The organism is Undibacterium sp. CCC3.4 (genome assembly GCF_034347425.1).
In the GTDB taxonomy this organism is placed as follows: Bacteria; Pseudomonadota; Gammaproteobacteria; order Burkholderiales; family Burkholderiaceae_D; genus Undibacterium.
In genome coordinates, this window is record NZ_CP133779.1 from 3,436,319 (window position 1) to 3,463,297 (window position 26,979).

Annotated in this window: 23 protein-coding genes and 1 tRNA gene; 19 read left to right on the plus strand and 5 right to left on the minus strand. The window is 53.9% G+C overall.

From position 1 onward, the window contains the following. Positions 1 to 76 precede the first annotated feature (76 nt). A complete protein-coding gene (locus RHM61_RS15425) occupies positions 77 to 970 on the plus strand; it encodes a patatin-like phospholipase family protein (protein WP_416200187.1) in 894 nt (297 codons plus the stop codon). A 439-nt stretch (positions 971 to 1,409) separates the two neighbouring features. Here RHM61_RS15425 and RHM61_RS15430 read toward each other — a convergent pair whose 3' ends face one another. Then, on the minus strand, positions 1,410 to 1,952 hold the full coding sequence (locus tag RHM61_RS15430; protein ID WP_322248181.1) for a C40 family peptidase: 543 nt from the start codon (positions 1,950 to 1,952) through the stop codon (positions 1,410 to 1,412). Between the two features lie 177 nt (positions 1,953 to 2,129). On the opposite strand from RHM61_RS15430, the gene RHM61_RS15435 reads away from it, so the two are divergent. The 4 genes from RHM61_RS15435 to greA all read left to right on the plus strand — a co-directional run bounded on the left by RHM61_RS15435 (position 2,130) and on the right by greA (position 7,878). Next, positions 2,130 to 2,537, plus strand: coding sequence for a heme-binding protein (locus RHM61_RS15435; protein ID WP_322248182.1), 408 nt, complete (start codon positions 2,130 to 2,132; stop codon positions 2,535 to 2,537). A 155-nt stretch (positions 2,538 to 2,692) separates the two neighbouring features. Then, on the plus strand, positions 2,693 to 3,940 hold the full coding sequence (gene carA / locus RHM61_RS15440; RefSeq protein WP_322248183.1) for a glutamine-hydrolyzing carbamoyl-phosphate synthase small subunit: 1,248 nt from the start codon (positions 2,693 to 2,695) through the stop codon (positions 3,938 to 3,940). Between the two features lie 5 nt (positions 3,941 to 3,945). Then, complete coding sequence (gene carB / locus RHM61_RS15445; RefSeq protein WP_322248184.1) at positions 3,946 to 7,164, plus strand: carbamoyl-phosphate synthase large subunit; 3,219 nt, start codon at positions 3,946 to 3,948, stop codon at positions 7,162 to 7,164. Between the two features lie 237 nt (positions 7,165 to 7,401). Further along, the gene (greA, locus tag RHM61_RS15450; RefSeq protein WP_322248185.1) at positions 7,402 to 7,878 is read left to right on the plus strand and encodes a transcription elongation factor GreA; all 477 of its coding nucleotides are present in this window, start codon (positions 7,402 to 7,404) and stop codon (positions 7,876 to 7,878) included. Between the two features lie 49 nt (positions 7,879 to 7,927). Here the strand turns inward: greA and yhbY are convergent, their stop codons facing one another. Beyond that, positions 7,928 to 8,404 carry a ribosome assembly RNA-binding protein YhbY gene (gene yhbY / locus RHM61_RS15455; RefSeq protein ID WP_322248186.1) on the minus strand — a complete coding sequence of 159 codons (477 nt, stop codon included), beginning with the start codon at positions 8,402 to 8,404 and terminating at the stop codon, positions 7,928 to 7,930. Positions 8,405 to 8,501: 97 nt separating this feature from the next. Between yhbY and RHM61_RS15460 the strand changes: the two genes are divergently transcribed. The 12 genes from RHM61_RS15460 to RHM61_RS15515 all read left to right on the plus strand — a co-directional run bounded on the left by RHM61_RS15460 (position 8,502) and on the right by RHM61_RS15515 (position 21,833). After that, positions 8,502 to 9,146 (plus strand): RlmE family RNA methyltransferase, encoded by a 645-nt coding sequence (locus tag RHM61_RS15460; RefSeq protein WP_322248187.1) that lies wholly within the window; start codon positions 8,502 to 8,504, stop codon positions 9,144 to 9,146. Positions 9,147 to 9,267: 121 nt separating this feature from the next. Then, on the plus strand, positions 9,268 to 11,166 hold the full coding sequence (ftsH, locus tag RHM61_RS15465) for an ATP-dependent zinc metalloprotease FtsH (protein WP_322248188.1): 1,899 nt from the start codon (positions 9,268 to 9,270) through the stop codon (positions 11,164 to 11,166). 59 nt (positions 11,167 to 11,225) lie between these two features. Then, the gene (gene folP, locus RHM61_RS15470) at positions 11,226 to 12,068 is read left to right on the plus strand and encodes a dihydropteroate synthase (protein ID WP_322248189.1); all 843 of its coding nucleotides are present in this window, start codon (positions 11,226 to 11,228) and stop codon (positions 12,066 to 12,068) included. Positions 12,069 to 12,086: 18 nt separating this feature from the next. Beyond that, a complete protein-coding gene (gene glmM / locus RHM61_RS15475; RefSeq protein WP_322248190.1) occupies positions 12,087 to 13,430 on the plus strand; it encodes a phosphoglucosamine mutase in 1,344 nt (447 codons plus the stop codon). Positions 13,431 to 13,547: 117 nt separating this feature from the next. Then, positions 13,548 to 13,622 (plus strand) — tRNA-Arg (locus RHM61_RS15480). A gap of 428 nt (positions 13,623 to 14,050) precedes the next feature. After that, positions 14,051 to 15,484 (plus strand): UbiA family prenyltransferase, encoded by a 1,434-nt coding sequence (locus RHM61_RS15485; protein WP_322248191.1) that lies wholly within the window; start codon positions 14,051 to 14,053, stop codon positions 15,482 to 15,484. Next, positions 15,478 to 16,779 (plus strand): FAD-binding oxidoreductase, encoded by a 1,302-nt coding sequence (locus RHM61_RS15490; RefSeq protein ID WP_322248192.1) that lies wholly within the window; start codon positions 15,478 to 15,480, stop codon positions 16,777 to 16,779. The genes RHM61_RS15485 and RHM61_RS15490 overlap by 7 nt, the downstream gene beginning before the upstream one ends. Before the next feature lie 2 nt (positions 16,780 to 16,781). Continuing rightward, positions 16,782 to 17,540: an SDR family NAD(P)-dependent oxidoreductase gene (locus tag RHM61_RS15495; RefSeq protein ID WP_322248193.1), complete on the plus strand. Its 759-nt coding sequence runs from the start codon at positions 16,782 to 16,784 to the stop codon at positions 17,538 to 17,540. A 13-nt stretch (positions 17,541 to 17,553) separates the two neighbouring features. After that, positions 17,554 to 18,498: an NAD-dependent epimerase/dehydratase family protein gene (locus tag RHM61_RS15500; RefSeq protein WP_322248194.1), complete on the plus strand. Its 945-nt coding sequence runs from the start codon at positions 17,554 to 17,556 to the stop codon at positions 18,496 to 18,498. A gap of 1 nt (position 18,499) precedes the next feature. Further along, positions 18,500 to 19,780, plus strand: coding sequence for an NAD(P)/FAD-dependent oxidoreductase (locus tag RHM61_RS15505; protein WP_322248195.1), 1,281 nt, complete (start codon positions 18,500 to 18,502; stop codon positions 19,778 to 19,780). Then, positions 19,777 to 20,166: a GtrA family protein gene (locus RHM61_RS15510; RefSeq protein WP_322248196.1), complete on the plus strand. Its 390-nt coding sequence runs from the start codon at positions 19,777 to 19,779 to the stop codon at positions 20,164 to 20,166. The genes RHM61_RS15505 and RHM61_RS15510 overlap by 4 nt, the downstream gene beginning before the upstream one ends. Further along, positions 20,163 to 21,833 (plus strand): hypothetical protein, encoded by a 1,671-nt coding sequence (locus RHM61_RS15515; RefSeq protein WP_322248197.1) that lies wholly within the window; start codon positions 20,163 to 20,165, stop codon positions 21,831 to 21,833. Before RHM61_RS15510 ends, RHM61_RS15515 begins: the two co-directional genes overlap by 4 nt. A gap of 349 nt (positions 21,834 to 22,182) precedes the next feature. Here the strand turns inward: RHM61_RS15515 and RHM61_RS15520 are convergent, their stop codons facing one another. Genes RHM61_RS15520 through wrbA form a run of 3 tightly spaced genes read right to left on the minus strand, consistent with a single transcriptional unit; the run spans position 22,183 to position 24,579 of the window. Continuing rightward, the gene (locus RHM61_RS15520) at positions 22,183 to 23,589 is read right to left on the minus strand and encodes an FAD-binding oxidoreductase (protein WP_322248198.1); all 1,407 of its coding nucleotides are present in this window, start codon (positions 23,587 to 23,589) and stop codon (positions 22,183 to 22,185) included. Beyond that, positions 23,582 to 23,962, minus strand: coding sequence for a DUF2069 domain-containing protein (locus RHM61_RS15525; RefSeq protein WP_322248199.1), 381 nt, complete (start codon positions 23,960 to 23,962; stop codon positions 23,582 to 23,584). The genes RHM61_RS15520 and RHM61_RS15525 overlap by 8 nt, the downstream gene beginning before the upstream one ends. Then, the gene (gene wrbA / locus RHM61_RS15530; protein ID WP_322248200.1) at positions 23,959 to 24,579 is read right to left on the minus strand and encodes an NAD(P)H:quinone oxidoreductase; all 621 of its coding nucleotides are present in this window, start codon (positions 24,577 to 24,579) and stop codon (positions 23,959 to 23,961) included. Before wrbA ends, RHM61_RS15525 begins: the two co-directional genes overlap by 4 nt. A 107-nt stretch (positions 24,580 to 24,686) precedes the next feature. On the opposite strand from wrbA, the gene RHM61_RS15535 reads away from it, so the two are divergent. Together RHM61_RS15535 and RHM61_RS15540 are read left to right on the plus strand one after the other, a co-directional pair. After that, a complete protein-coding gene (locus RHM61_RS15535) occupies positions 24,687 to 25,934 on the plus strand; it encodes a YihY family inner membrane protein (RefSeq protein WP_322248201.1) in 1,248 nt (415 codons plus the stop codon). Further along, on the plus strand, positions 25,924 to 26,973 hold the full coding sequence (locus tag RHM61_RS15540; RefSeq protein ID WP_322248202.1) for a GNAT family N-acetyltransferase: 1,050 nt from the start codon (positions 25,924 to 25,926) through the stop codon (positions 26,971 to 26,973). The genes RHM61_RS15535 and RHM61_RS15540 overlap by 11 nt, the downstream gene beginning before the upstream one ends. Positions 26,974 to 26,979: the final 6 nt, after the last annotated feature.

The window sequence follows — 26,979 nt, forward strand, 5'->3', positions numbered from 1 at the left end:
CGCTCTGCTGTCATTTCGGCGCTTCCCTTTTTGATGAAAACCTATGTGTCTTCTTGCTCGTATTAAACGCTCGACCATGTTTGCTGCCCTCTTTTGCACGGTGCTGTTCTTGGGCGCGTGCGGCAGCACGCCTATGCCACCGACTGAACCGGCGTTCTTGCCAGTGCAAAAAACTGCGCGCCATGTCAAGATCGGCTTGGCACTCGGCGGTGGGGCCGCGCGTGGGTTTGCCCATATCGGAGTGATCAAGGCTTTGGAGTCGCAAGGGATTTTTCCTGACATCATCGTTGGCACCAGTGCCGGCAGTGTGGTCGGGGCCATGTATGCTGCCGGCAATAGCGGCTTTGCCTTGCAAAAAATGGCCTTGGACATGGATGAAGCGACCATTTCCGACTGGTCTTTGCCACTGTTTGCCAAGTCCAGTGGCATGCTCAAGGGCGATGCGCTGCAAGCCTATGTCAATCGCATGGTCGGCGGGCTCAGTATAGAAAAACTCAAGAAACCGTTCGGTGCGGTGGCGACCGATTTATCGAGCGGACAAGCGGTGCTGTTTCAGTATGGTAATACCGGTGCGGCCGTGCGCGCTTCCTCGGCCGTGCCGGCGGTGTTTCAGCCGGTGAAGATCAATGGTCGCCAATACGTCGACGGTGGTTTGGTGGCACCGGTGCCGGTGCGTTTTGCGCGTGAGATGGGGGCCGATTTGGTGATCGCGGTAAATATTTCGCAAGCACCGGAGATACAGAATGGCAGCAGTAGCATCGATATTTTGCTGCAAACGGTAACCATCATGGGGCAGAGCATCACGCAATACGAGTTGAAACTGGCCGATGTGGTGATACGTCCCGATTTACCAGGCATGAAGGGTAGCGATTTCGGTGGCAGGAATTTAGCCATACTGGCAGGCGAACGCGCAGCGATGGCGGCGATGCCGGAATTGAAACAAAAAATCAAAGCGTTGCAAGAGCGCTGATTGAAAAATGCCGAAATGCCTTATGGCAAGCAAAGAATAACTTTCAGTGGATGGACATTGATCTGACTAGGGTTTGAAACCCCGGCCAAAAGAGGCTGTCGCAAAAGCCTGATGGACGTTTTTTACACATGAAACACCGCATACCTCGTCATTCCCGCATGCTTTTGGCGGGAACCCAGCGTCGTTTTTTATACTGAAAATGCCACAATTTCTGGCATTTTCAGTTAACCACGAACGCCGCTGGGTTCCTGCCAAAAGCGCGCAGGAATGACGTGGCCACCAGTTGGGGTAATGATACCGACTCACTACCCTTTTGCGACAGCCTCAAAAGCATGCGGTGTTTCAGATGTAAAAAAGCATCCATCAGATTTTTGCACTAGCCGTGCATCCGGATCTGGATAGAACATTTTCACGCAGCGGTTTCTCCAGTTAGCGAGACTTACTGCTTGAGCTCATCATCGTTGATACGGCGGGCACCATTGAAGCGCTTCTTCCAATACGCCAAATCCATGCTTTCTATCCGTACTTGGCCGCCAGCTGAGGGTGAGTGGATGAATTTGTTATCGCCGAGGTAAATGCCGACATGGGAAAAGCCACGCTTGAGCGTGTTGTAAAACACCAAGTCACCCGGGCGTAAATCTTTTTGATCGATGTTTTCACCGACTCGGCTGATTTCTGCCGCTGTACGTGGCAGATTTTCTCCGACCGCATCTTTGAATACCAATCTGACGAAGCCACTGCAATCGAGACCATTTTCCGGTGTATTGCCACCGCGTTTGTAACGTATACCCATGAAATCCATGGCCTTGAGCGTGAGATCAGAAGCGCGCTGGCGGATTTCTTGCAGTTTGGTGTAAGCCGTCGAAGATTCGGGAAAGGGATTGTCGGCGGCCTGCACCGAACTGCACAACACTGTTTGTAATAGAGCGGCAGCGAGCAATAAACGGCTGTTTCGGCGAATTTTCGAAAAATTTATCGGCATCGGTTCTGCGTTTGTGAAAGTAATTAGTCAACTGTAAGCGATGTTTACAAGAATGTAAACCTTCGGTCGGCTTATGCCTTATCGTTATATTAACTATGCGTTTTATGCAAAACAGTTTGTATACCTAAGTTTTTTGCTTCGCGTACAATTTGTGCACTTTTACAGGAGAATCAAAGCATGTTAACAAAACCGGTACTGGGCTTGGAAGATATCAAGAAAATCGCGGCGGCTGCAGAAGCCGAAGCGCTAGCTAATCAGTGGGCGGTAGTCATCGCGATCGTCGATGATGGCGGGCATTTATTGTGGCTGCAGCGCCTCGATGGTGTGGCCCCGATTTCCGCGCAGATTGCACCGGCTAAGGCCACTACGGCAGCCTTAGGTAAGCGTGAATCGAAAGTTTACGAAGACATCATCAATAACGGCCGTTTTTCGTTTTTGAGCGCGCCTTACATTGCCGGCATGCTTGAAGGTGGCGTGCCTATCATGGTTGATGGTCAGTGCGTCGGTGCAGTTGGTGTATCGGGTGTGAAATCGGCCGAAGATGCGCAAATTGCCAAGGCTGGGATTGCCGCCTTGGGCTTGTAATACTTAATATGCAGTAAGTGACCATCTTTGGGCTGTAATCCCATTGCAGGGATTGCCCCAAAGACGGTTTTACGGTATGATTCGAGGGTTTAACTAATTCGAAATCTCGCCGTAGCGCCTACCCAAATTCACATCACTCCATCCTCTTTTTCGCCTTGCTCAGTTCTTGTGTGCAAGTGGTGAAAATGGCAGTTTGGGGCGTCGCAGCGGCGGTAACAATACAGGAGTTGCCCTTGCTGCCCATTCCGCAGTCCCTTCTTCGTTCTGCCCAAGATACCGCGATACTCGCTCTTGCTGACGGAACCATCTTCACTGGTATTTCCATCGGCGCCGCCGGTCATACTGTCGGTGAAGTCGTTTTTAATACTTCCATGACCGGTTATCAGGAAATTCTGACTGACCCGAGCTACAGTTCGCAAATCGTCACGCTGACTTATCCGCATATCGGCAATACCGGCATCAATGCCGAAGACGTCGAATCGGACAAAATTCATGCCGCCGGCTTGATCATCAAAGATTTGCCGATGCTGCTGTCGAATTTCCGTTCCGAGCAATCGCTGGCCAGCTACCTCAAAGCCGAAAACATCGTTGCCATCGCCGGTATCGACACCCGCAAGCTCACGCGTATTCTGCGTGAAAAAGGTGCGCAGGGCGGGGCGATTTTGGTTGGTCAAGACGCCGAACGCGCCAAAGCCTTGGCCAAAACCTTCCCTGGTTTGTCGGGCATGGATTTGGCCAAGATCGTCTCAGCGAAACAAAGCTATCAATGGACTGAAACTGAATGGACCTTGGGTCTTGGTTATGGTCAGCAAAGTGCACCGCGTCTTCATGTGGTCGCCTTCGATTTCGGTGTTAAACGCAATATCCTGCGCATGTTGGCGCAGCGCGGTTGCCGAGTCACGGTCGTGCCGGCGCAAACCAGTGCTGCTGAGGTGCTGGCATTGAAGCCGGATGGCGTGTTTTTATCGAATGGTCCCGGTGATCCGGAACCGTGCGATTACGCCATCGCGGCCGCCAAAGCTTTGATCGAACAGGGTATCCCCACCTTCGGTATTTGTCTTGGTCATCAGATCATGGCGCTGGCTTCGGGTGCGACCACGCTGAAGATGAAATTCGGTCACCACGGTGCCAATCATCCGGTGCAAGATCTCGATACCAAACAAGTGCTGATCACCTCGCAAAACCATGGTTTTGCAGTGGATGCAGCATCGTTGCCGGCGAATTGCCGCGTCACGCATATCTCTTTGTTTGACGGTTCCTTGCAGGGCTTTGCCCGCACCGATAAGCCGGCTTTCTGCTTCCAAGGACATCCGGAAGCCTCGCCGGGGCCGAATGACATCGCTTATCTGTTCGATCGCTTCACGACGATGATGGCAGATGCAAAAGCACACGCAGGAGAATAATCACTATGCCAAAACGTAACGACATAAAAAGTATTTTAATCATCGGTGCTGGTCCTATTATCATCGGTCAGGCTTGCGAGTTCGATTATTCCGGCGCGCAGGCTTGCAAAGCTTTGCGCGAAGAAGGTTATCGCGTGATTCTGGTCAACAGCAATCCGGCCACCATCATGACGGATCCGGAAATGGCCGACGTGACCTATATCGAGCCTATCACCTGGCAAGTGGTTGAGAGCATCATTGCCAAGGAAAAGCCGGACGCGATTTTGCCAACCATGGGCGGCCAGACTGCGCTCAATTGCGCCCTCGATTTGCATCGTCATGGCGTGCTGACTAAATACAATTGCGAACTCATCGGTGCCTCGCCGGAAGCGATTGATAAAGCCGAAGACCGTTCCAAATTCAAGCAAGCCATGACTAAGATCGGCCTCGGTTCGGCGCGTTCGGGTGTGGCGCATAATTTGGATGAAGCGTGGGTCGTGCAAAAAGACGTAGGCTTTCCTGTCATTATCCGTCCATCGTTTACTATGGGTGGCACCGGCGGCGGTATCGCCTACAATCCGGAAGAATTCGAAACGATTTGCAAGCGTGGCCTTGAAGCCTCGCCAACCAGTGAATTACTGATTGAAGAATCGCTGATCGGCTGGAAAGAATACGAGATGGAAGTCGTGCGCGATAAAGCCGACAATTGCATCATCGTTTGCTCGATCGAAAATCTTGATCCTATGGGCGTGCATACCGGTGACTCGATCACGGTAGCTCCAGCACAAACACTGACCGATAAAGAATACCAAATCATGCGCAATGCCTCGCTGGCAGTGCTGCGTGAAATCGGTGTCGATACCGGTGGTTCGAATGTGCAATTCTCGATCAATCCGGCCGATGGCCGTATGATCGTAATCGAAATGAATCCGCGCGTATCGCGTTCCTCGGCTTTGGCATCGAAAGCGACCGGCTTCCCGATCGCGAAAATCGCCGCCAAACTGGCCGTCGGCTTCACGCTCGATGAACTGCGCAATGACATCACGGGCGGTGCCACACCGGCTTCGTTTGAGCCGTCTATCGATTACGTCGTGACCAAGATACCGCGCTTCACGTTTGAAAAATTTCCACAGGCGGATAACCGTCTGACCACGCAAATGAAATCGGTTGGTGAAGTGATGGCGATCGGCCGTACTTTCCAAGAATCGTTTCAAAAAGCTTTGCGCGGCTTGGAAGTTGGCGTCGATGGGATGAATGAAAAAACCCAAGACCGCGAAACTTTGGAAAAAGAACTCGGCGAGCCGGGTCCGGATCGTATCTGGTATGTCGGTGACGCGTTCGCCCAAGGTTTCACGATGGAAGAAGTGCATCAACTGACGCACATCGATCCATGGTTCCTGGCGCAGATTAAAGATATCGTCGACATCGAATTGTGGCTCGATGAGCAAACGCTCGAGAGCGTCGACAAAGACTTGATGTTAAAGCTCAAGCAAAAAGGCTTTTCCGATCGTCGTTTGGCAAAGCTACTGCGTACCACGGATACCGCGATTCGCGAAAAACGTAAGGCACTCAAGGTGCGCCCGGTATACAAACGAGTCGATACCTGCGCCGGCGAATTTGCTACTAACACCGCATACATGTATTCGACTTACGAGGAAGAATGTGAATCGCATCCTACCGATAAGAAAAAAATCATGGTGCTCGGCGGCGGTCCTAACCGTATTGGTCAAGGGATAGAGTTCGATTACTGCTGTGTGCATGCCGCTTTTGCGATGCGCGCCGATGGCTACGAAACCATCATGGTCAACTGTAATCCGGAAACCGTTTCGACCGACTACGATACTTCTGATCGCCTGTATTTTGAGCCGCTGACGCTCGAAGATGTACTCGAAATCGTCGAAATCGAAAAACCGGTCGGCGTGATCGTGCAATACGGCGGTCAAACGCCATTGAAACTGGCGCTCGACCTCGAAGCGAATGGTGTACCTATCGTCGGTACCTCGCCGGACATGATCGATGCGGCCGAAGATCGCGAACGCTTCCAAAAAATGCTGCAAGAGTTAGGCTTGCGTCAGCCGCCTAACCGTACTGCCCGCAACGAAGCCGATGCGCTCGCCTTGGCGGCAGAAATCGGTTATCCGTTGGTGGTCCGTCCCTCGTATGTCTTGGGTGGTCGCGCCATGGAAATCGTGCATGAACAACGTGACCTCGAACGCTATATGCGCGAAGCGGTCAAGGTGTCGAACGATTCGCCGGTCCTGCTCGATCGCTTCCTCAATGATGCCATTGAAGTCGACGTCGATTGCCTGTCCGATGGTAAGCGCACCTTTATTGGTGGCGTGATGGAGCACATCGAACAAGCCGGCGTGCATTCCGGTGATTCCGCCTGTTCTTTGCCACCGTATTCGCTTTCCGTCGAAACGATAGAAGAATTGAAGCGCCAAACCGCCCTGATGGCCAAAGGCTTGAATGTGGTCGGCTTGATGAATGTGCAATTTGCCATACAGCAGCAAGATGGTAAAGATGTGGTCTTCGTTCTCGAAGTCAATCCACGCGCTTCGCGTACCGTACCTTTCGTCTCTAAAGCGACCGGCTTGCAACTGGCAAAAATCGCCGCACGTTGTATGGTTGGCCAATCCTTGGATTCACAAGGCATCGGTGCCGAAGTGGTGCCGCCGTATTTCAGCGTCAAGGAAGCGGTATTCCCATTCGTGAAATTCCCTGGCGTCGACACCATACTCGGACCGGAAATGAAATCGACCGGTGAAGTCATGGGCGTCGGTAAAACTTTTGGCGAAGCTTTTGTTAAATCACAACTCGGTGCCGGCGTTAAATTGCCGACTTCGGGCAAGGTTTTCCTGAGCATCAAAAACAGTGACAAGCCGCGTGCCGTCAAGGTGGCGCGTGACTTGGTCGAACTTGGATTTTCCGTGGTCGCCACGCGTGGCACGGCTGCTGCTATCGGGGCAGCCGGGATTCCTGTGACTATCGTCAATAAAGTTGTTGAAGGACGGCCGCATGTGGTTGATATGATCAAGAACAATGAAATTTCTTTGGTCATCAATACCGTCGAAGAGAAGCGCAATGCCATCGTCGACTCGCGCGCGATTCGCACTTCGGCACTTCATGCACGGGCGACGACGTTCACCACCATCGCCGGGGCGGAAGCTGCAGTGGAAGGCATGCGTCATTTGAATGAATTGCATGTTTATGATTTACAAGGTTTGCATAAAACCTTAAACTGAGTTCTTTCGGCGAGCTTCGTACTGCCTGCGGGCGGCGCGGGCGATCTGCGAAACATGTTTGTTTCGCAGCATGCCGATGACCAGTAAACAACTCAATACAGAGGTCGCAGCGTTTGTGGCCTCTGTATTTTTACTTTCCGGACAGGCGTAATCATTGTTTTGGTATAAAGGCAGCATCCGTGCTCAGCCTATACCTATGCCATCTTGAGTAAACCCATTTCTATAAGTGTAAATATCATGAGTACAGTACCTGTTACCAAATACGGCGCAGAATTATTGAAGCAAGAATTGCATATTCTGAAAACCAAAGAGCGCCCGGATGTGATCAATGCGATCGCCGAAGCGCGCGCCCAGGGCGATTTGTCGGAAAATGCCGAATACGATGCAGCCAAAGAACGCCAAGCCTTCATCGAAGGACGGATTGCCGATCTCGAAGGTAAGCTCGGTTCGGCGCAAGTGATTGATCCGACTACACTCGATGCTGAAGGTCGCGTCGTGTTCGGTTCTACCGTGCATTTGGAAGATTTGGAAACGGCGCAAAAGGTGACGTATCAGATCGTCGGCGAAGATGAGGCCGATCTGAAACTCAGTAAAGTATCGATCACTTCACCGATCGCCCGCGCCTTGATCGGCAAATATGCCGGCGATGTCGTTGGTGTGCAGGCACCGGCGGGCGTACGTGAATACGAAGTGCTCGACGTTGCTTATATCTGAGTGCGGCGGCGATGGCATGTTATGCCATCGCCCGCTCCCGAAGGGGAACTCAGCTATTTGCCAACGCTGATTTTTTAGGACTGGATTGACGCGGTTTGGCACGTTTGATATTGCCACCCTGAGTCACACGTTCGTTGCCTTTGACCATCACTTTCGAGACCGTCGGTTTTTTGGTGCCGCTAGGGCTAGGCTTGACGATCGTGACTTCGCGCATGCCACGGCCTTTTTTGACCAATTTAGTTTCTTGCTTGCCTTCAACCTTTGGGCGATACAAAACCAGCAGTTTTCCTATATGCTGTACCGGTGCGGCGCGCAGATCGGCACAAATGCTTTCATACATGGCAATGCGGGCTTCACGGTCGTCGCCAAATACGCGAACCTTGATCAAGCCGTGCGAATTGAGCGCCGAATCAATTTCTTTGACGACAGCGGGCGTCGCGCCGGCTTCGCCGATCAGGACGACCGGTTTGAGGGCGTGGGCTTGCGAGCGCAGTTCGCTGCGTTCGACGGGGGTAAGTTTTAACATATGTTTTCCTTGTGCGTCCGATTGGGTGCACGATAATAAATCACCTGGCGCAGCCAGGCAGATTAAAGATTTCCTTTAAAGGCAGTATTTTACGCGAATGGCAAAGAATAAATTCAATCAAAATTGGGTTCACGATCATATAAATGATCCTTATGTGAAACTTGCGCAAAAAGAAGGCTACCGCGCCCGTGCTGTTTACAAGCTCAAGGAAATCGATGAGACGGAAAAACTGATCCGTCCTGGTCAAATCATCGTCGATCTGGGGGCAACGCCGGGTAGTTGGTCGCAATATGTACGTAATAAGCTGGCCGGGAAGGAAGGCGGCGGTATCGTCGGTGAAATTTTTGCACTCGATTTGCTGCCTATGGATCCGATTGCCGATGTCGGCTTTATTCAGGGCGATTTCCGCGAAAAAGAAGTGCTCGACGAATTGGAACGCAGTTTATTGGGCCGTAAAGTCGATGTGGTGCTGTCGGATATGGCACCGAACTTATCGGGTAACTCGACGGTCGATTCGGCGCGCGTCGAATATATTATCGAATTGGCGGTCGATTTCGCCAAAGCGCATCTGAAACCGGGTGGCGCTTTGCTGGTCAAATGTTTTCATGGACCTAGTTATAATAATATAGTTGATTTATTTAAAAATGAATTCAAACAGGTTATTAATAAAAAACCAAAAGCGAGCAAAGACAAGTCTTCTGAGATTTTTTTGCTTGGAAAAGGTTTGAAGAACCTTGAATGAAAGAATTTGCTCTTGATAATCCTCAATAGTGCCAGCATATGTTGGCTAGCAAGCTCTACCTATTGAGGGTAGAATAATGATTACCGTATCAAATGGCGTAACCTGCGCTTAAGGAGTTCTCGTGAATAATATGTTTTCAAAAGCGGCTATCTGGGTAGTTGTTGCCTTAGTGCTTTTCACTCTTTTCAAGCAGTTTGAAGGAAAGACGAGCGGTGCCGGCATGGCTGCCGTGCCTTATTCGGAATTTCTCGATGAGGTCAAGGCCAAGCATATTAAAGAGGCAACGATCGATGATGCCAATCGTACCGTGACCGCGGTCACTAACGATGGAAAAAAAATCAAATCGCAATTGACGATATTTGATCGCGGCTTGGTCGGTGATCTGGTCAGTAACGGCATTAAATTCGATAATAAACCGCCGGAAGAGCAATCTTTCCTGTCGCAAGTTTTTATTTCTTGGTTCCCGATGTTGTTGTTAATTGGCGTCTGGGTGTTTTTCATGCGCCAGATGCAAGGTGGCGGCAAGGGTGGCGCGTTCTCCTTCGGTAAGTCGAAGGCGCGTATGCTCGATGATACCAATAACAATGTCAGTTTCGCCGATGTAGCCGGCTGTGATGAAGCCAAAGAAGAAGTGACGGAAGTGGTCGATTTCTTGCGCGATCCGACCAAGTTTCAAAAGCTCGGCGGTCGTATTCCGCGCGGCGTATTGATGGTCGGGCCACCGGGTACCGGTAAAACTTTGTTGGCGCGGGCGATTGCCGGCGAAGCGAAAGTGCCGTTTTTCACCATTTCCGGGTCCGACTTCGTCGAAATGTTCGTCGGTGTCGGCGCATCCCGTGTGCGTGATATGTTTGAGAATGCTAAAAAACATGCTCCCTGCATCATCTTCATCGATGAAATTGATGCGGTCGGTCGCCATCGCGGTGCCGGCATGGGTGGTGGTAACGATGAGCGCGAACAGACTTTGAATCAGATGCTCGTTGAGATGGATGGTTTCGAAGCCAATTCCGGTGTCATCGTTGTGGCTGCGACCAACCGTGCCGATGTGCTCGATAAAGCCTTGTTGCGTCCTGGTCGTTTCGATCGTCAAGTATCGGTCGGTTTGCCTGATATCCGTGGTCGTGAACAGATTCTTAATGTTCACATGCGCAAAGTGCCAATTTCTTCCGATGTGCGCGCCGATATCTTGGCGCGTGGTACCCCGGGTTTTTCCGGTGCCGATTTGGCCAATTTGGTCAATGAAGCAGCCTTGTTTGCCGCGCGTCGCAACAAACGCTTGGTCGAAATGCTTGACTTCGAAGATGCCAAAGACAAAATCTTCATGGGTCCGGAACGTAAGTCTATGGTCATGCGTGAAGATGAACGTCGCAATACCGCGTATCACGAGTCTGGTCATGCTGTGATCGCCAAGCTCATGCCTAAGGCTGATCCGGTACATAAAGTGACCATCATGCCGCGTGGTTTTGCCCTCGGCTTGACTTGGCAATTGCCTGAGCATGATCAGATCAGCGGTTACAAAGATAAGATGTTGGAAGAAATTTCCATCTTGTTCGGTGGCCGTATTGCCGAAGAGATTTTTGTCGGCCAAATGTCTACCGGTGCCTCGAATGACTTTTCTCGTGCCACCAAGTTAGCTCGTTCCATGGTCACACGCTTCGGTATGTCCGATAGCATGGGTGTGATGGTCTACGAAGATAATCAGCAAGAAGGTTACTTCGGTGCTTCCTCGAAAACCATCTCGGAAGCGACGCAGCAAAAAGTCGATGCCGAAATTCGCTCGATTCTCGATACTCAGTACGCGCTGTCGCGCCGCTTGCTCGAAGAAAACCGCGATAAAGTGGAAGCCATGACGAAAGCTCTGCTCGATTGGGAAACCATCGACGCCGATCAAGTCAGTGACATCATGAATGGCATGCCGCCGCGGCCGCCGAAACTCGGTCAGTCTACCGGTCGCTCTACCTCCGATTCATCGGGTGGTGGCAGTGGTGGTGTGACGCCGAATGTGACGGCACCGGCTTGATTTTTTGACGACAGTGTTTTTTTAAAAAGGTGGGGAGTAATCCTCGCCTTTTCTTTTTTATGACTAATTATTTTCAATGTGGCCGCTATCGGTTTAACTGGGGCGCGGCGCGGCATAAGCCGCTGGTGATGGGCATACTCAATGTTACACCGGATTCATTTTCTGACGGTGGCCAATTTCTCGACCTCGACAGTGCGCTGTCGCGTGCCGAACAAATGATCGAGGAGGGCGTCGACATCATTGATATCGGTGGTGAGTCGAGTCGGCCAGGTGCGCAAGCCTTATCGCTGGAGCAAGAATTGGCGCGTGTGATGCCGGTGATCTTCGCGCTGCGTGACTGCGGCAAACCACTCTCGATCGATACCTATAAACCGGCCGTCATGCGTGAAGCGCTGCTGGCCGGTGCCGATATGATCAACGACATACAAGGTTTTCGCTCGCCTGAGGCGCGCGCTGCCGTGGCTGATTCGGAGGCGGGCCTGTGTGTGATGCATATGCAAAAAACGCCTGGCGATATGCAGCAGCGGCCGCAATACCAAGATGTGCATGCCGAAGTCTTGCAATTTCTTGCTGCACAAGCGCAGGCCTTGCAAGCCAGTGGTATTGCACGCGAACAGATTTGTATTGATCCGGGCTTTGGCTTTGGTAAATCTTTGGCGCATAATATTGCACTCTTTCAAGATATCGAATACTTGCAACAAGAATTAGGTTTGCCACTCTTGGTTGGCGTGTCGCGTAAAACCATGATCGGTGAATTGACTGGGAAAAGCGCCGAGCGCCGTTTGGCCGGCAGCGTCGCCGCGGCCTTGGCGGCAGCGCAGCGGGGTGCTAAAATCGTGCGCGTCCATGATGTCGCTGAAACAATGGATGCCTTAACTGTATGGCAGGCTTTGCTTGCTTGATTATTAGGAAAAAGAATAATGACAAGAAAATATTTTGGTACCGATGGTATCCGTGGTCGCGTCGGTGTTGCACCGATCACGCCTGATTTTGTAATGCGGCTTGGTTACGCTGCCGGCAAAGTGCTGGCGCAAGCCGGTTCGCGTGGCGATAAGCGTCCAACGGTCTTGATTGGTAAAGATACCCGTATTTCCGGCTATATGCTTGAAGCCGCGCTCGAAGCTGGCTTTGCTGCCGCCGGTGTTGACGTGATGTTGTGCGGCCCGATGCCAACTCCGGGGGTGGCGTATCTGACGCGCGCCCTGCGCTTGTCGGCCGGCGTCGTCATTTCGGCCTCGCATAATCATTACGCTGATAATGGTATCAAGTTTTTTTCATCGCAAGGCAATAAGCTCGCCGATGAAGTCGAATTGGCGATTGAGGCGGCGTTGGAAGAACCGATGCTCTGTGTCAGTTCGGATCATCTTGGGAAGGCTAAGCGCTTGCCTGATGCCAGTGGTCGCTATATAGAATTTTGTAAGAGTACGTTTCCATCTGAACTCGATTTGCGCGGCCTGCGCATTGTGGTTGATTGTGCCCATGGTGCCGCCTACGACATCGCTCCGCACGTCTTGCATGAGCTTGGTGCCGAGGTGATTGCGATCGGTAATACACCGAACGGCTTGAATATCAATGACAAAGTTGGTGCGACTGCCCCCGATGCCTTAGCCATTGCGGTACGCGCCAACCATGCCGATCTCGGCATCGCGCTCGATGGCGATGCGGATCGTTTGATCATGGTCGACCGCCATGGGAAAATTTATAATGGCGATCAATTGTTGTATTTGATTGTGGTCGATCGCTTGAGTATGGGCCCGGTAGCGGGTGCCGTTGGCACCTTGATGACCAATATGGCGGTCGAAATCGCTTTCGAAAAACTGGGCGTCGGTTTTGTGCGTGCGCGGGTCGGTGACCGCTATGTGCTCGAGCAAATGCAGGAGCGCGGCTGGTTGATCGGTGGCGAAGGATCTGGTCATTTGTTATGTCTGGATAAGCATTCGACCGGTGATGGCATTATTTCGGCCTTGCAGGTCTTGTCGGCCCTGCGTCGCAGTGGCAAGTCGCTCGATGCCTGCTTCAGTGAATTACACTTATTTCCGCAGGTATTGTTAAATGTGCGCGTTGCTGCCGGTTTTGATTGGCAAAACAATGCCGCTTTGATGCAGGAAAAAACAGCGGTGGAAGAGCAATTGAAAGGTCGCGGCCGCGTCTTGATCCGCGCTTCCGGCACCGAACCGCTGTTGCGAGTGATGGTGGAAGCCGATGCGGATGAATTGGCTAACACTTGTGCACGCCGCTTGGTGGCGTGTATTGAACATGGCTGATAAATACGCCTGACTAAGTTCTGCCGCGGCTTGATACCGCGGCAGTAAACAGGTAGTATGGCCACTTCAGTTTTTCCGGCTGTTTTTTTATCAGTCGCGCTTCATCTGGTTCCTAGGCGGCCCGTCGTTCAACGGATAGGACCTCGCTCTTCTAAAGCGATCATGGGGGTTCGATTCCCTCCGGGCCGACCAATACTTCTGCGCTGCATCGGGCTTTTGTCCGCGCGCTCTTGGCGGGTCGTACACCCCGCCAACAATCACTTCATTCTCGCGTGTGTCCTCGCTACGTCATTCCTGCCAAAAGCTCGCAGGAACGAGCTTACGGGCGGTTTGGGTAATATCCCGAAGCGATAGTCTCCTTTTGGCGGAAACGCCGCAGCCTTCGTTTTAACTGCAAATGCGGTTTGACTATCCGCTGTTTCACGCCTATTCTACATCAAACAATTATCTTTTTTACATTTTAATGTGCGTAAGAAAATCTCGCTCACGATAAGTTTTCCATCAATTTTGTACCGATGTGCCTCATTTACACTGCAATCGTGATGAGCTGATTCGGATTGGCCACTAAGACGCGTTTGTGGGCAGACGGAATCGTTCCTCATTTTTATGAAAGTGAGATTTTGAACTCTTATCCTTTAGTGGTTGATTTAGATGGCACCTTAATTCATACCGACATGCTGCAAGAATCGGCGTTGGCGTTCCTGCGTGAGCAGCCGTGCGCGCTATGGCGTGTGCCGCTGTGGCTTATGTGTGGTAAAGCTATTCTCAAACAACAACTGGCCGAACGGACCGACTTCGATCCGGCTACCTTACCCTATCATCCGCACTTTCTCGCCGAACTGGTCGCGCAACATCGCAATGGCCGAAGCTTACTTTTGTGTACAGCCAGCGATGGCAAAATTGCTCGCCGCATTGCCGCTCACCTCGGTATTTTTGATGCGGTGATCGCCAGTGATGGCAGACGCAATCTGGCCGGTACGCATAAGGCGGAGGCGCTGGTGGCACGCTTTGGCAGCGGCAGGTTTGATTATGCCGGTAATTCCTCGGCTGATTTGGCGGTGTGGTCGCATGCGCGTGCCGGCATCGCCGTCAATGCTGATCCAGCTTTGCTGGCAAGGGCACAGCAGTGTTGCCGGCTCGAGCAAGTCTTTCCGCCCGAACCAATCGGCGTGCGAGGCTGGTGCCAGGCATTACGCGTTCATCAATGGCTGAAGAATCTGTTGATCTTCATTCCCTTGTTCGGTGCGCATCAACTTGGTGCCTTGGAGCCATTGCTTACCTTGCTGTTGGCGTTTTGCTCGTTTTGTTTGTGTGCTTCGGCCGTGTATATCGCTAATGACTTGCTCGATTTACCCTCAGACCGTAAGCATCCACGCAAGCGCCGCCGGCCGTTTGCGCGCGGCTTGCTTCCTTTGCACCTCGGGGTATTGTTGTTGCCCTTGCTGTTGGGATCGAGCGGGCTGTTGGCATGGCAAGTAGGGCCGCAGTTCTCCGTATGGCTGCTGGCTTACTTTGCGTTGACCTGCGCCTATTCTTTTTATCTCAAACGTATCATGGTCATCGATTGCATTGCCTTAGCCGGCCTATACACCTTACGCTTGGTGGCTGGTGCGGCGGCGGTGCAATTGCCCTTGTCATTTTGGTTGTTGGCGTTTTCGGGATTTTTGTTTCTTTCATTGGCCTTCGTCAAGCGTTATGCTGAATTACGTGGGCAAACACGGCAAGGGATGCAGCAGGTCCATGGCCGCGGCTATTACACTTCCGATGCCAGCCTCATACAAATGTTGGGCGTGACGGCCGGCTATGGTGCGGTGCTGGTGCTGGCCTTATACATTAACAGTGCGGTGGTGATCGAATTGTACCGGGCACCAGAGCTGATCTGGGGCACGATACCGGTCACCCTGTTTTGGGTCAGCTGGATATGGATGCAGGCTGACCGCGGCAATATGCACGATGATCCCTTGGTGTTTGCCTTGCGTGATCGCGCCAGCCTTTGGTCTGGCCTCGTGTTTATGGTGATATTGAGCCTGGGAGCGCTCGGCAAACCATGGTAAACATCGATTCTTGGGGGCGCTTGGGTGCACGTCCGCATCATGTCAGTACGCTGTACCAGCGTGCCGATATCGCCACTGCCTTGCAAGCTGGCGTGCCAGCGCTGGCGTATGGTATGGGGCGCAGTTACGGCGATGCTTGCCTCAATCCCGGTGGTCGTTTGCTGCACACCCGTGGCCTCGATCGTTTCATTTCCTTCGATCGTCGCAGCGGTGTGTTGTGCTGTGAAGCAGGGGTATTGTTGCGGGATATACAGCAACTCAGCCTTCCTTGTGGCTGGATGCTGGCGGTGTCGCCAGGGACCGAGCTTGTGACGGTCGGCGGTGCGATTGCCAATGATGTGCACGGTAAGAATCAACATAGTCAGGCGTCATTCGGCAATCATGTGCGGCAATTGCGGCTGATACGCAGCGATGGCACCATCATCGACTGCGGTCCTCGGCACAATGCCGGCTGGTTTGCCGCCACGGTGGGCGGGATAGGTTTGACTGGCATCATCAGTGAGGTGGAGTTGCAACTGCGTCGTGTTGTCGGCCCTTGGCTGGATTGCGAAAGCCTCGCGTATGCCAATCTCGATGAATTTTTTGCCTTGTCCGCCAGTTCCGCCCTGACCTGGGAATACACCGTGGCATGGATAGATTGTCGCTCGCGCTGTGGGCGCGGCATTTTTTTACGCGGCCGTCACAGCCAGGCGCATTTGCCCCTGCCGGTTGCGCGCAAAGCTGTCGCCATGCCTATGGTGCCACCGTTTTCGCTGATTAACCGGGTGACGCTGCCTTGGCTTAACCGCGGCTATTATTATTTGCAGCGCCAGCGGCAGCGCGAACGGTCAAAGCCACAGCACTATCAGCAATTTTTTTATCCGCTCGATCATGTGCTCAACTGGAATCGCATGTATGGACCGCGCGGTTTTTACCAATACCAATGCGTACTGCCATCGGTACCGGGACCGTTTGCCGTAGCGGCCATGCTGGCGGCGATCAAACGCAGCGGCGAGGGTTCATTTCTGGCGGTGCTGAAAACTTTTGGTGTGCGTGCTTCACTAGGTATGTTGAGTTTTCCGACCGCCGGTGTGAGCTTGGCACTGGATTTCCCTAATCGCGGTGTCTCGACCACTGACTTGTTCGAGCAACTTAATGCCATCGTCGCCCAAGCTGGTGGACGTTTGTATCTGGCCAAAGATGCTTGCATGCCGCGTACCTTGTTCCGCGCTGCTTATCCGCGCCTGAACGAATTTTCCACTTACCGCGATCCGGGCTTGAGTTCAGCCATGTCGCGGCGTTTGATGGGGTATTGACCATGCTACGTTATCAGCGCGCACGTATTGTCATCATCGGTGCCACCTCGGCCATCGCCAGTCAGTGCGCGCGTCGCTGGCTGGCAGGCGGTGCCGCTGCCTGTGTCTTGCTCGGACGCAATGCGGAAAAGTTGGCGGTATTGGAAGCGGATTTACGGCTGCGCTATCCGCTCGCAGATATCAGCAGCCGTTGCCTTGATTTTCTTGATGTCGTGGCGATCGAGGCTTGCGCGGCCGAGTTAGTCCAGGGTGGCCCCATCGATATCGCGCTGATCGCGCACGGTAATTTGCCATTGCAAGCGGCTTGTCAAGCGGACGTGCAATTGACGCGCGAAGCCTTGTTGCTCAATGCGATTTCGCCGGCGCTGTTTGCCGAAGCCTTCGCGGCGCGGATGCAGCAACAGGGTGGCGGCTGTTTGGCATTGATCAGCTCGGTCGCCGGTGAGCGCGGGCGCAAATCGAACTATGTTTACGGTGCGGCCAAAGCCTTATTGAGCCGCTATGCCGAAGGACTGCAACACCGCTTTGCCGGTACCCCCTTGCACGTGGTCTTGATCAAGCCGGGGCCGACCGCCAGCCCAATGACTGCGCACTTGCTGCGCAGTGGCGTGCGTTTGGCACCGCTGGGGCAGGTGGCGGATGCGATTGTTGCCGGGATCGCAAAGCATCGTGCCGTGATTTATGTGCCGCGCAAATGGGCGCTGATTATGCTGCTCATTCGAGTGTTGCCACGCGCGATTTTTAATAAACTCAATATCTGAAGGATCGTTGCTGATGCATTGGCAAGATAAAAAAATCATTCTCGCCGGCGGTGCCGGGCTGGTGGGGCAAAATTTGGTGGCGCAGTTGCGCGCGCGTGGCTATCGCAATCTGGTGGTACTCGATAAGCATCGTGCCAATTTGGCCGTGCTACGCCAATGGCAGCCGCAGGTGCAGGCTGAGTATGCCGATCTGGCGCAAGCTGGGGAGTGGCAGCGACATGTAGAGGGGGCGGCTGCCTTGGTGATGCTGCAAGCGCAAATAGGGGGCACGCTTGAAACTGAATTCACGCGCAATAGCATCACCAGCACACGCCTGATTCTGGCTTTGCTCAAGCATTATCCAAACGTGCAACTGATACATATCAGTTCTTCCGTGCTCAATTCGGCTGCAGATGATTTTTATACCCGCAGTAAGCGCACGCAGGAACAGTTGGTGCGCGCCAGCGGCCTGGCTTGCACCATCTTGCGGCCGACCCTGATGTTCGGCTGGTTCGACCGCAAACATCTGGGCTGGCTGGCCCGGTTCATGCGCCGCGTGCCGCTGTTTCCGATTCCCGGTCATGGGCACTATCTGCGCCAGCCTTTGTATGCCGCTGATTTTTGCCGCATCATCGTGCGCTGCCTTGAAAAACCGGAGTTAAGCGGCACTTACAATATCTCGGGACAAGAAAACATCGATTACATCGATATCATTCGCCGGATTCGGCAGGTCACCGGCAGCCGCACGCTACTGTGCCGACTGCCGTATCGCGTGTTTCATGCTTTGCTGCGCTTGTGGGCCTGGTTTGATCGTAATCCGCCATTCACGACGCAGCAATTAGCCGCACTCTGTACTCGCGACCGCTTCGAAGTCATCGATTGGCCCAGCCTGTTTGGCGTGCCGGCGACACCGTTTGCACTGGCGATTGATGAAACCTTCAACGACCGCCGCTACAGTCACATTATTCTGGAGTTTTAATATGGCAGCACGTATCGCCGTACTGGGGGCCGGTCCTATGGGCTTGGCAGTGGCATATCAACTGGCACGTGACGGTCATTGTCCGGTCGTGTACGAAGCCGATGACCGTATCGGTGGCATGAGCGCCGCCTTCGACTTCGGTGGACTACGTATCGAGCGCTACTACCATTTCCATTGCACCTCTGATGCCGCCTTCTTGGGCATGTTGAGCGAACTCGGTCTGGCCGATCGTCTGCATTGGGTGACGACCCGCATGGCTTACTGGTATCAAAACCGTTTGCAAGCATGGGGGAATCCGCTGGCTTTGCTGCGTTTTCGGGGTTTGAGTATGCTCGCTAAATTTCGTTACGGCTGGCATGTCTATTCAGCCAGCAAGCGTGATACGTGGCAAACGCTGGACTGCGTGCATGCCATCCCTTGGTTGAAAAAATGGGTAGGTGAAGAAGCGTACGAAGTGTTGTGGCGGCGGTTGTTTGAATACAAATTTTATCAATACAGCCAAGACGTCTCGGCCGCTTGGATTTGGAGCCGGATTCGGCGTATTGCTCGTTCGCGCCGCAGTTTGTTTGCCGAACAGCTCGGCTATCTCGACGGTGGTTCGGAAACCTTGCTGCAGGCGATGCGACGCGACATTGAGCGGCATGGCGGTGAGATCCGTTTGAGCTCGGCAGTCAGCCGCGTCGTGCTCGATGCTGATGGCGTGCGCGGGGTGGAATCGCAAGGACAATTTTTCGCATTTGAAAAAGTGATCAGCACGATTCCCTTACCACATGTGCCGGCACTGATACCCGATTTGCCGGCAGCGGTGCTGACGCAGCTACGGGCGCTCAAAAACATGGCTGTGGTATGTGTGATTGTCAAATTACGGCGTGCCGTGAGTGACAATTTTTGGCTCAATACGAATGATGAAGAGATGGATATTCCGGGTCTGGTTGAATACAGTAATTTGCGAGCGCTTGATGGGCATGTGGTTTACGTGCCCTTTTACATGCCAGGCGAACATGAAAAATTCGCCGAACCGGATCAAGTGTTTCTCGATAAAGTACGCCGCTATTTGAAAAAAATTAATCCGGCTTTGGTCGACGAAGATTTTCTGGCAATGCGTGCCAGCCGTTACCGGTATGCGCAACCGCTGTGCGAACCCGGGTATTTACAGCGTTTGCCACAGCTTAGCGTATCCGGTTTGTGGCTGGCTGATACCTCATGTTATTACCCGGAAGATCGCGGTATTTCGGAAAGCATCGCCTTCGGTCGAGAACTTGCGCGCACGGTGTTCTCATGAAGGCGCGTAGTCATACCAAGCAGTTTTCCTTATTCCTGCTGTGCAGCGGTTTGGCAGCACTGCTCAATTTCAGTGCCCGTATTGTCTTTAACCGCTGGGTCGATTTCGCTGCTGCCGTGTTGCTCGCTTATGTATGTGGCATGTTGCTGGCCTTTATCTTGGCAAAATACCTGGTGTTTACGGATAGTCGGCAAACTTTATCGCACTCGTTGCTGTTTTTCATCGTGGTCAATGGCTTAGCGATTTTACAAACCTACTTGATCAGCGTGGCACTGTTACGCTGGCTGGCACCGGCGGCAGCCCATGCGATCGGGATTGCGGTGCCAGTATTGACCAGTTATCTTGGTCACCGCTATGGCTCGTTTCGCGCGGAGCCACTGCGATGAGGCGGCGCAAGCAAGCGCCAGCCGGCGCAGCCATCCCGGTTGTCGATCAGTCCGCACCGAGTTGGCTGGGTTATAGTGCCGCCTATGCTGGGATCATGCTGTTGTTGGCGTTCATCGGCGGGGTACGTGGCTATACCGCGATTCCTTGGTGGGATATGTGGGATGGCGTGATCGGTTTCATGGCGGCGCTCAATGAGGGTGATAACAGTGCTTGGTGGGCGCAACACAATGAACATCGCATTGTTTTATCGCGGCTCTTGTTTTGGCTTGATGAACGTTTGTTCGGTGGCCAGTATATCTTTCTGATCGCGGTCAATTATCTGCTGGTGCTGGCCACGGCCGCGCTGTTCTGGCGCATGCTCAAGGACTTGTGTGGGCCTGCGCCGCTGTCGCCAATTGAGCGTGCCTTCGCATGGCTACTGACGGCATGGTTATTTTTGTGGACGCAATCGGATAATCTTACTTCGCCGTTTCAGAGCCAGTTCATCCTCGCGCAGTTGTTACCGCTGGCAGCGCTGTATGCACTGGCTGTGTCGGTACAACGCGGGCGCGTCTGGTTTGTGCTCGCTTGCGTACTCGGTGTGCTGGCCTTGGGGGCGATGGCCAATGGTGTGCTGGCCTTGCCCTTGCTGGCGTTGTATGCGCTGTGGCTGCGCCAGAGCGCCTGGCGGGTGGCTGTTTTGGCGCTGCTGGCACTGCTGTGCAGTTGGCTGTATTTTCATGGTTTTTCCGCACCGAGCGATCATAGTTCGCCGCTGCAGACTTTGCTCGCACATCCGCTCGATGCGCTGCATTATGTCTGCCTTTACCTCGGCAGCCCGTTTCATTATCTGGTGTTCAAAGGATACCTCGGTCGTGCCTTCGCCAGTATTATGGGAGCAGTCTTGTTAGGCCTCACACTGCGTTTTACTTGGCAGGCTTGGCGCAGTCGCGCGCCGGCAGCGGTGCCGTTGGCACTGTTGTTTTTCCTTGCTTATGTGTGTGCCAGTGCGGTCGGCACTGCCGGCGGACGCTTGTTATTCGGTGACCAAACTGCACTGTCACAGCGCTATACCACGCCGGTACTGATGGCGTGGGCGGCCATGTGCTTGCTCTGTTTGCCGCAGTGGCGCGCTTGGCTGAGCAGTCGGCAAGGCTGGACGCGCTGCGGTTTGGTGGGCTTGCTGGTGCTGATGTTGGTGGTCCAGTTGTATGCGCTCAAACCCTTGGGCGGAAAAATGTGGCAGCGGCAATTGGCGGTATTGGCCATGGAGTTGGCGGTGCGCGATACCGAGCAGTTGGAACTGCTGTATCCGGAACCGCTGCGCTTGCAAACGGTGATAGAACAAGCGCGCACCCAAAAACTCAGTGTGTTTGCCGATCCTGTGTATGCCGGGGTGCGCGAGCAATTGGGGCAAGTGATATCGCTCAATGCATGGCTTCCGGCAGTCGGGCAAATAGTTGAGCAAAATGTGCTCAAGGACGATGCGCGCTTCGTGCGCGTCTTCGGCAGCTTGGCGTCCGAGCATGGCACGACGCCGGTGCTGGCGCTGGTGGATGAAAATGGGCGCATGCTGGGCTACGCCCTGGTGCATCCCGCTGCCGATTCGAGCGGACAGCACCTGTTTGGCGGCTATTTATTGAGCGGGAACGCGAGTGCGCAACTGCATTTGCTGCGGCGGCCGTGACGGGGTAAGACAGGGGCGAGACAGCCGGCGCATGTGGCTTACCGGAATTGAGCGAAAAACCCTGTCTCCTCAGAGGCTGTCGCAAAAGCCTGATGGACGTTTTTTACACCTGAAACACCGCATACCTCGTCATTCCTGCATGCCACAGCCTCGTCATTCCCGCATGCTTTTGGCGGGAACCCAGCGTCGTTTTTTACACTGAAAATGCCACAATTTCTGGCATTTTCAGTTAAGCACGAACGCCGCTGGGTTCCTGCCAAAAGCGCGCAGGAATGACGTGGCCACCAGTCAGGGTAATGATACCGACTCACTACCCTTTTGCGACAGCCTCTTTAGGGCGGGGAGGATGTCAAAGTACTTTCCCCGGATTCATCAAGTTCTGCGGATCAAGTGCCATTTTTATGGCGCGCATGAGTGCGAGTTCGGTGTCTGACTTGTAGCGTTTGATTTCTTCACGCTTGAGGCTGCCCAGCCCGTGCTCGGCCGAAATCGAACCATGCATGCGGTCGACTTGATCATGCACGAGACGGTTGATAGCGGCTTGCTGGGTCAGCCAATCTTGCTTGTCGACGTGCTCGGGAGCGGAAATATTGTAGTGTAAATTACCATCTCCCATATGGCCGAAACACACCGTGCGGCAGCCCGGATAATGCTGCTCCAAGCACGTTGCCATGTACTCGATGAAGGCGGGAATTTCAGAAATCGGTAAGGAAATATCGTGTTTGATATTTTTTCCTTCCGTACCCTGTGCCAGCGAAATATTTTCGCGCAGCGCCCACAAGTTGCGCGCTTGGGCGATTGAGCTGGCCAGCACGGCATCGGCGATCAATCCTTGTGCCAGCGCTAGTTCGAGCAGCGCTTCGATGGCATGGCCGGCCTGAGGTTGGGCTTGATGGTCGGAGATTTCCAAGAGTACATAGTAAGGGTGGCGTTGTGCAAATGGCGTATGCAGGGAGGGGAAATGTTTTTCCACCAAGGTCAGACAAAAGTCGGCGATCAATTCAAAACCGCTGAGGGTGGCACCGAGCGTGCTGCGCGCCAGATTCAACATGGCCAAGGCGTCGCTTGGGGTGGCCAGTGCCAACAGTACGGTGCTGCTGCTGCGTGCTTGCGGATACAGCTTAAGTACGGCAGCGGTGATGATGCCCAGCGTGCCTTCGGCACCGATGAAGAGGTCGCGCAAGTCATAGCCGGTATTGTCTTTGCGTAAAGCTTTCAGGCCGTGCCAGATGCTGCCGTCGGCATTCACGACTTCCAAACCGAGGCAGAGTTCGCGCGCATTCCCGTAGCGCAGCACGGCAGTGCCGCCGGCGTTGGTGGCGAGGTTGCCGCCTATGGTGCAGTTACCTTGCGATGCCAGTGCCAGCGGATACAGACGTCCGGCCGCGGCCGCGGCTTGCTGCACGTGTTCGAGCAGGCAGCCGGCTTCGACGATCATGGTATTGTTGACGCTATCGATGGCGCGGATCGCGTGCATGCGTTTGAGCGAGAGGATGATGGCGCTGCCGCTTTGGTCGGGGATACTGCCGAGCACCAAACCGGTATTACCACCTTGCGGCACGATGGCAACGCCAAAGCGTCCACATAGGACCACGATGGCAGCCACTTCTGCGGTCGTGGCCGGCAGGATGACCGCCAAGGCTTTGCCGCGTACGCGCTGACGCCATTCGGTTTCATAGGGCAGGACATCGACTTGGTCGCGCAGTAAATAGTTGCTGCCGACTAAAGCACGGCAGGCTGAGAGAAATTCATCCATGTTGTTTCGCCAAGGCTTTGGCAGCCCGTTTCAGTGGCCGTAAATATACCAGTACGCTGCCGAAATACACGAGGGACAAGCCCAGTTCCAGCGCCGCGCACCAGATCGATACCGGCTTGGTATCGCTGTAGCTGCGCACCACACCTTCGATGAAATAGAGCCAAATCAACATCGAGGTCCATTGCATGGTGTAATTGTCTTTTTTGATCACGCCGCGCAAGGGTAGTAACAAGGGCAGGGCTTTGAGTGCCATCCATGAGCCGCCCGGGCGCAGCGGTGCCAGCCATAACTCCCACGCTAAGCACAGTAACAACAGGGTGGCCAAACTGGCGCAAGCGAGCAGGTGGGATCTGTGTTGGCCTTGGCTGATCATCGTTGCGCCGCCGGTTCATGCAGGCGCAGTGCGGTCTGCGCCAAACGTCGACCGAGCGCAATCGCCAATTCGCGGCTGTCGTCGGAAATAACTTCTTTGCCATCCAAGCCGGCCCAGTGGCTGGCACCATAAGGGCTGCCGCCGGTCTTGGTGGTCATCAGGGCGGCTTCGCTGTAGGGGAGGCCGAGCAACATCATACCGTGGTGAAACAGTGGCAGCATCATGCTCAGCAAGGTTGATTCCTGGCCACCATGCATGCTGCCGGTGGAAGTGAAGACACAGGCCGGTTTTCCTGCCAAGGTGGCGCTGAGCCAGTCGGCCGCAGTTCCATCCCAAAAATATTTCATCGCTGCCGCCATATTGCCGAAGCGCGTAGGTGAGCCCAAGGCCAAGCCGGCGCAGTCGCTGAGGTCAGATAACTCGACATACGGCGGGCCGCTCTCGGGTATGGCCGCGGCACTGCCGCCGATCTGACTGGAAACGGCCGGCACGGTGCGCAAGCGGGCTTCGCAGCCAGGTACGCTGTTGATTCCTTGTGCTATCAAATCGGCCATTTTTTGCGTATTGCCGTGGCGTGAGTAGTATAAAACGAGTATCGTCAGTTCAGATCGGGGCATGGAGTGGTGTTTTTTTTCTGGTCAAGCCAAGATTATATGGGGCTTTATTACTCCGCTATCAGTAAAATAGCGTTTGCTACTTTTCAGTGAAGATTTTTATGCATGGCATGTCGTGGAAACATTTACCCAAACTCTTACAATTCGTCTTGCAACGTTTGCGCGACGGCCGCTTACCGCAGGTTGCCGGTAGTTTAACGTTTACCTCGGTGTTGGCGTTGGTGCCGATTTTGACGGTCGCGTTGGCGATTTTTACCGCCTTTCCCTTGTTTAATACCTTCCGCACCTCGCTGGAGGCGTATTTTGTACAGAATCTGATGCCTAAAGGCATAGCTAACACCATACTTGGCTACCTGACGCAATTTGCCACCAAGGCAACGCGCTTGTCCGCCGTCGGTGGCGGTGCCTTGATATTGACGGCGATCGCGACGATGGCGATGATTGATAAATCCTTCAATCAGATTTGGCAAGTCAAGCGCGCCCGGCCACTGTTCCAACGTGTGCTGGTATATTGGGCCATCGTCACGCTCGGGCCGTTTTTGATTGGCGTATCGATTTCGCTGACGTCGTATTTGTTTACTGCTACCAGTGGTGTTGTCGGTGCCGTGCCTTTTCTGGGGGCGGTGTTTTATACCTTGGTGTCGGTTGCCGTTACCACAGGTGCTTTCACGCTATTGTATCTGACTGTGCCGAACCGGCGCATAGACTGGCGCGATGCTGCTTGCGGCGGTTTGTTTGCGGCCACGGCGTTCGAAATTGCCAAGCGTGGCTTTGCTGTTTTTGTCGCGCATTTTCCTACTTATACCATCGTCTATGGAGCTTTGGCGGCGGTGCCGATCTTTCTGCTCTGGATATATTTATCCTGGCTCATTACTTTGGTTGGGGCCGTGCTGGCAGCGGTGTTGCCGATCTTAAAGTTTGAACGTTGGTGGCATGTACCCACGCCCGGTAGTGCCTTCGCCGATGCGATGCGCTTGCTCATTGAGTTGACGCGCGCCCGCACGCGTGCCGGTTCGGCCTTACTCAGCACGGCGCAACTGCGGGCCGCCACGTATTTCGGCCTTGATGAGATTTCTGCTGTGATGCAGCGCATGCTCGAAGCCGGTTGGGTGGTGCAAGCCGAAGCCAGCGGCAGCCACGTGACAGCTTGGTGGGCCAGGGCTGATGAAGGCGGTGATGTTTGGATGTTGAGCGTCAATCCTATGCAGTTACGGCTGGCCGATGTGTATAAATTATTTGTGTTCGAACCGGTTGCCGACAGTCGTCTGTCGGCCGTAGTCGAGCAAACTATCGATGTCGGCTTGCAGCAGAGTTTGCAAGAATTTTATCTCAGTCACGAGGCCAACGATGCGGTATAGCGTGATTTCGGTCGCCGAACTCGACCATGGCGTACGCTCGGCATGGTTGCAGTTATTGAACGAGCAAGCCTTGTACCGCAGTCCGTATTACCATCCCGATTATACCGTCGCGGTCGCCCAGGGCGGCGCGCAGCTGCGCCTGTTACTGATCGAACAGGCCGGTAAGTTGGCGGCGGTCTTACCGTATCAATTGGAGGGCCGCTGGTGTGCCGCACCGGTAGGCGGCGGCTTGACCGATTATCAGGGGCCGATATGTGCCAATGGCTTGCGCTTGTCGCCGTCGGCCATGCTGACTGCCATGCGCGTGCACTACATGGGTTTCAATCATATGCCGCTGGCGCGCACTGAGTTTGCCGCTGGCGCGTGGGAGCATAGCCGCTCGCTCACGCTCGATCTGCGTGGCGGCTTTGCTGCCTATGCCGAGCGTTTGCAAGCGACGCGCGAGGCCTCGCTGTTAAAAAAAATAGAAACGGCCGAACGCAAGTTGGCAAAAAAATTCGGGGCGCTGCGTTTTTGTTTTGATGCTGACAGCGCGACCGATTACACGGCGCTGTTGCGTGGAAAATCTGAGCAATTCGTGCGCACGCTCGGTCCCGCGCATGATTTGTTTGCGCAGCCGGCGATACGCACGGTAATCGATCATTTACATGCGCATCGACAGCCTGAATTTGCTGGTATTTTATCGACCCTGCATGCTGGGGATACCCTGATTGCCGCGCATTTTGGGTTGCGTACCGGCCAGGTTTTACATTACTGGTTTCCTTGGTATGACACCGCGTATGCTGAATTTTCACCGGGTTTGATGTTATTGGCCGGCTGTGCGCGGGCCGCGGCCGAGCGCGGTATCGAAGTGGTCGATCTGGGGCGTGGTGAGCAAGCCTACAAACAGCGCTTTGCCAGTGGCTTTGAACCCTTGTGTGAGGGCGCGGTTTCTGCCCCTGCCATGTTGGCACAAGCGCAGGGACGGTATCGGCAAGCTCGTCATGGTCTGAAACACTCGCCGTTCGGTAGCTGGTTGCGGCGGATCAAGGCGCGCTGAGGCCGG

Excerpts from the sequence above, each read along its gene's own strand:
- RHM61_RS15425 (WP_416200187.1), top strand. The coding sequence starts at position 77 with ATGTTTGCTGCCCTCTTTTGCACGGTGCTGTTCTTGGGCGCGTGCGGC.
- RHM61_RS15430 (WP_322248181.1), bottom strand. The coding sequence starts at position 1,952 with ATGCCGATAAATTTTTCGAAAATTCGCCGAAACAGCCGTTTATTGCTC.
- RHM61_RS15435 (WP_322248182.1), top strand. The coding sequence starts at position 2,130 with ATGTTAACAAAACCGGTACTGGGCTTGGAAGATATCAAGAAAATCGCG.
- carB (WP_322248184.1), top strand. The coding sequence starts at position 3,946 with ATGCCAAAACGTAACGACATAAAAAGTATTTTAATCATCGGTGCTGGT.
- greA (WP_322248185.1), top strand. The coding sequence starts at position 7,402 with ATGAGTACAGTACCTGTTACCAAATACGGCGCAGAATTATTGAAGCAA.
- yhbY (WP_322248186.1), bottom strand. The coding sequence starts at position 8,404 with ATGTTAAAACTTACCCCCGTCGAACGCAGCGAACTGCGCTCGCAAGCC.
- RHM61_RS15460 (WP_322248187.1), top strand. The coding sequence starts at position 8,502 with ATGGCAAAGAATAAATTCAATCAAAATTGGGTTCACGATCATATAAAT.
- folP (WP_322248189.1), top strand. The coding sequence starts at position 11,226 with ATGACTAATTATTTTCAATGTGGCCGCTATCGGTTTAACTGGGGCGCG.
- glmM (WP_322248190.1), top strand. The coding sequence starts at position 12,087 with ATGACAAGAAAATATTTTGGTACCGATGGTATCCGTGGTCGCGTCGGT.
- RHM61_RS15490 (WP_322248192.1), top strand. The coding sequence starts at position 15,478 with ATGGTAAACATCGATTCTTGGGGGCGCTTGGGTGCACGTCCGCATCAT.
- RHM61_RS15495 (WP_322248193.1), top strand. The coding sequence starts at position 16,782 with ATGCTACGTTATCAGCGCGCACGTATTGTCATCATCGGTGCCACCTCG.
- RHM61_RS15500 (WP_322248194.1), top strand. The coding sequence starts at position 17,554 with ATGCATTGGCAAGATAAAAAAATCATTCTCGCCGGCGGTGCCGGGCTG.
- RHM61_RS15505 (WP_322248195.1), top strand. The coding sequence starts at position 18,500 with ATGGCAGCACGTATCGCCGTACTGGGGGCCGGTCCTATGGGCTTGGCA.
- RHM61_RS15510 (WP_322248196.1), top strand. The coding sequence starts at position 19,777 with ATGAAGGCGCGTAGTCATACCAAGCAGTTTTCCTTATTCCTGCTGTGC.
- RHM61_RS15515 (WP_322248197.1), top strand. The coding sequence starts at position 20,163 with ATGAGGCGGCGCAAGCAAGCGCCAGCCGGCGCAGCCATCCCGGTTGTC.
- RHM61_RS15520 (WP_322248198.1), bottom strand. The coding sequence starts at position 23,589 with ATGGATGAATTTCTCTCAGCCTGCCGTGCTTTAGTCGGCAGCAACTAT.
- RHM61_RS15525 (WP_322248199.1), bottom strand. The coding sequence starts at position 23,962 with ATGATCAGCCAAGGCCAACACAGATCCCACCTGCTCGCTTGCGCCAGT.
- wrbA (WP_322248200.1), bottom strand. The coding sequence starts at position 24,579 with ATGCCCCGATCTGAACTGACGATACTCGTTTTATACTACTCACGCCAC.
- RHM61_RS15535 (WP_322248201.1), top strand. The coding sequence starts at position 24,687 with ATGTCGTGGAAACATTTACCCAAACTCTTACAATTCGTCTTGCAACGT.
- RHM61_RS15540 (WP_322248202.1), top strand. The coding sequence starts at position 25,924 with ATGCGGTATAGCGTGATTTCGGTCGCCGAACTCGACCATGGCGTACGC.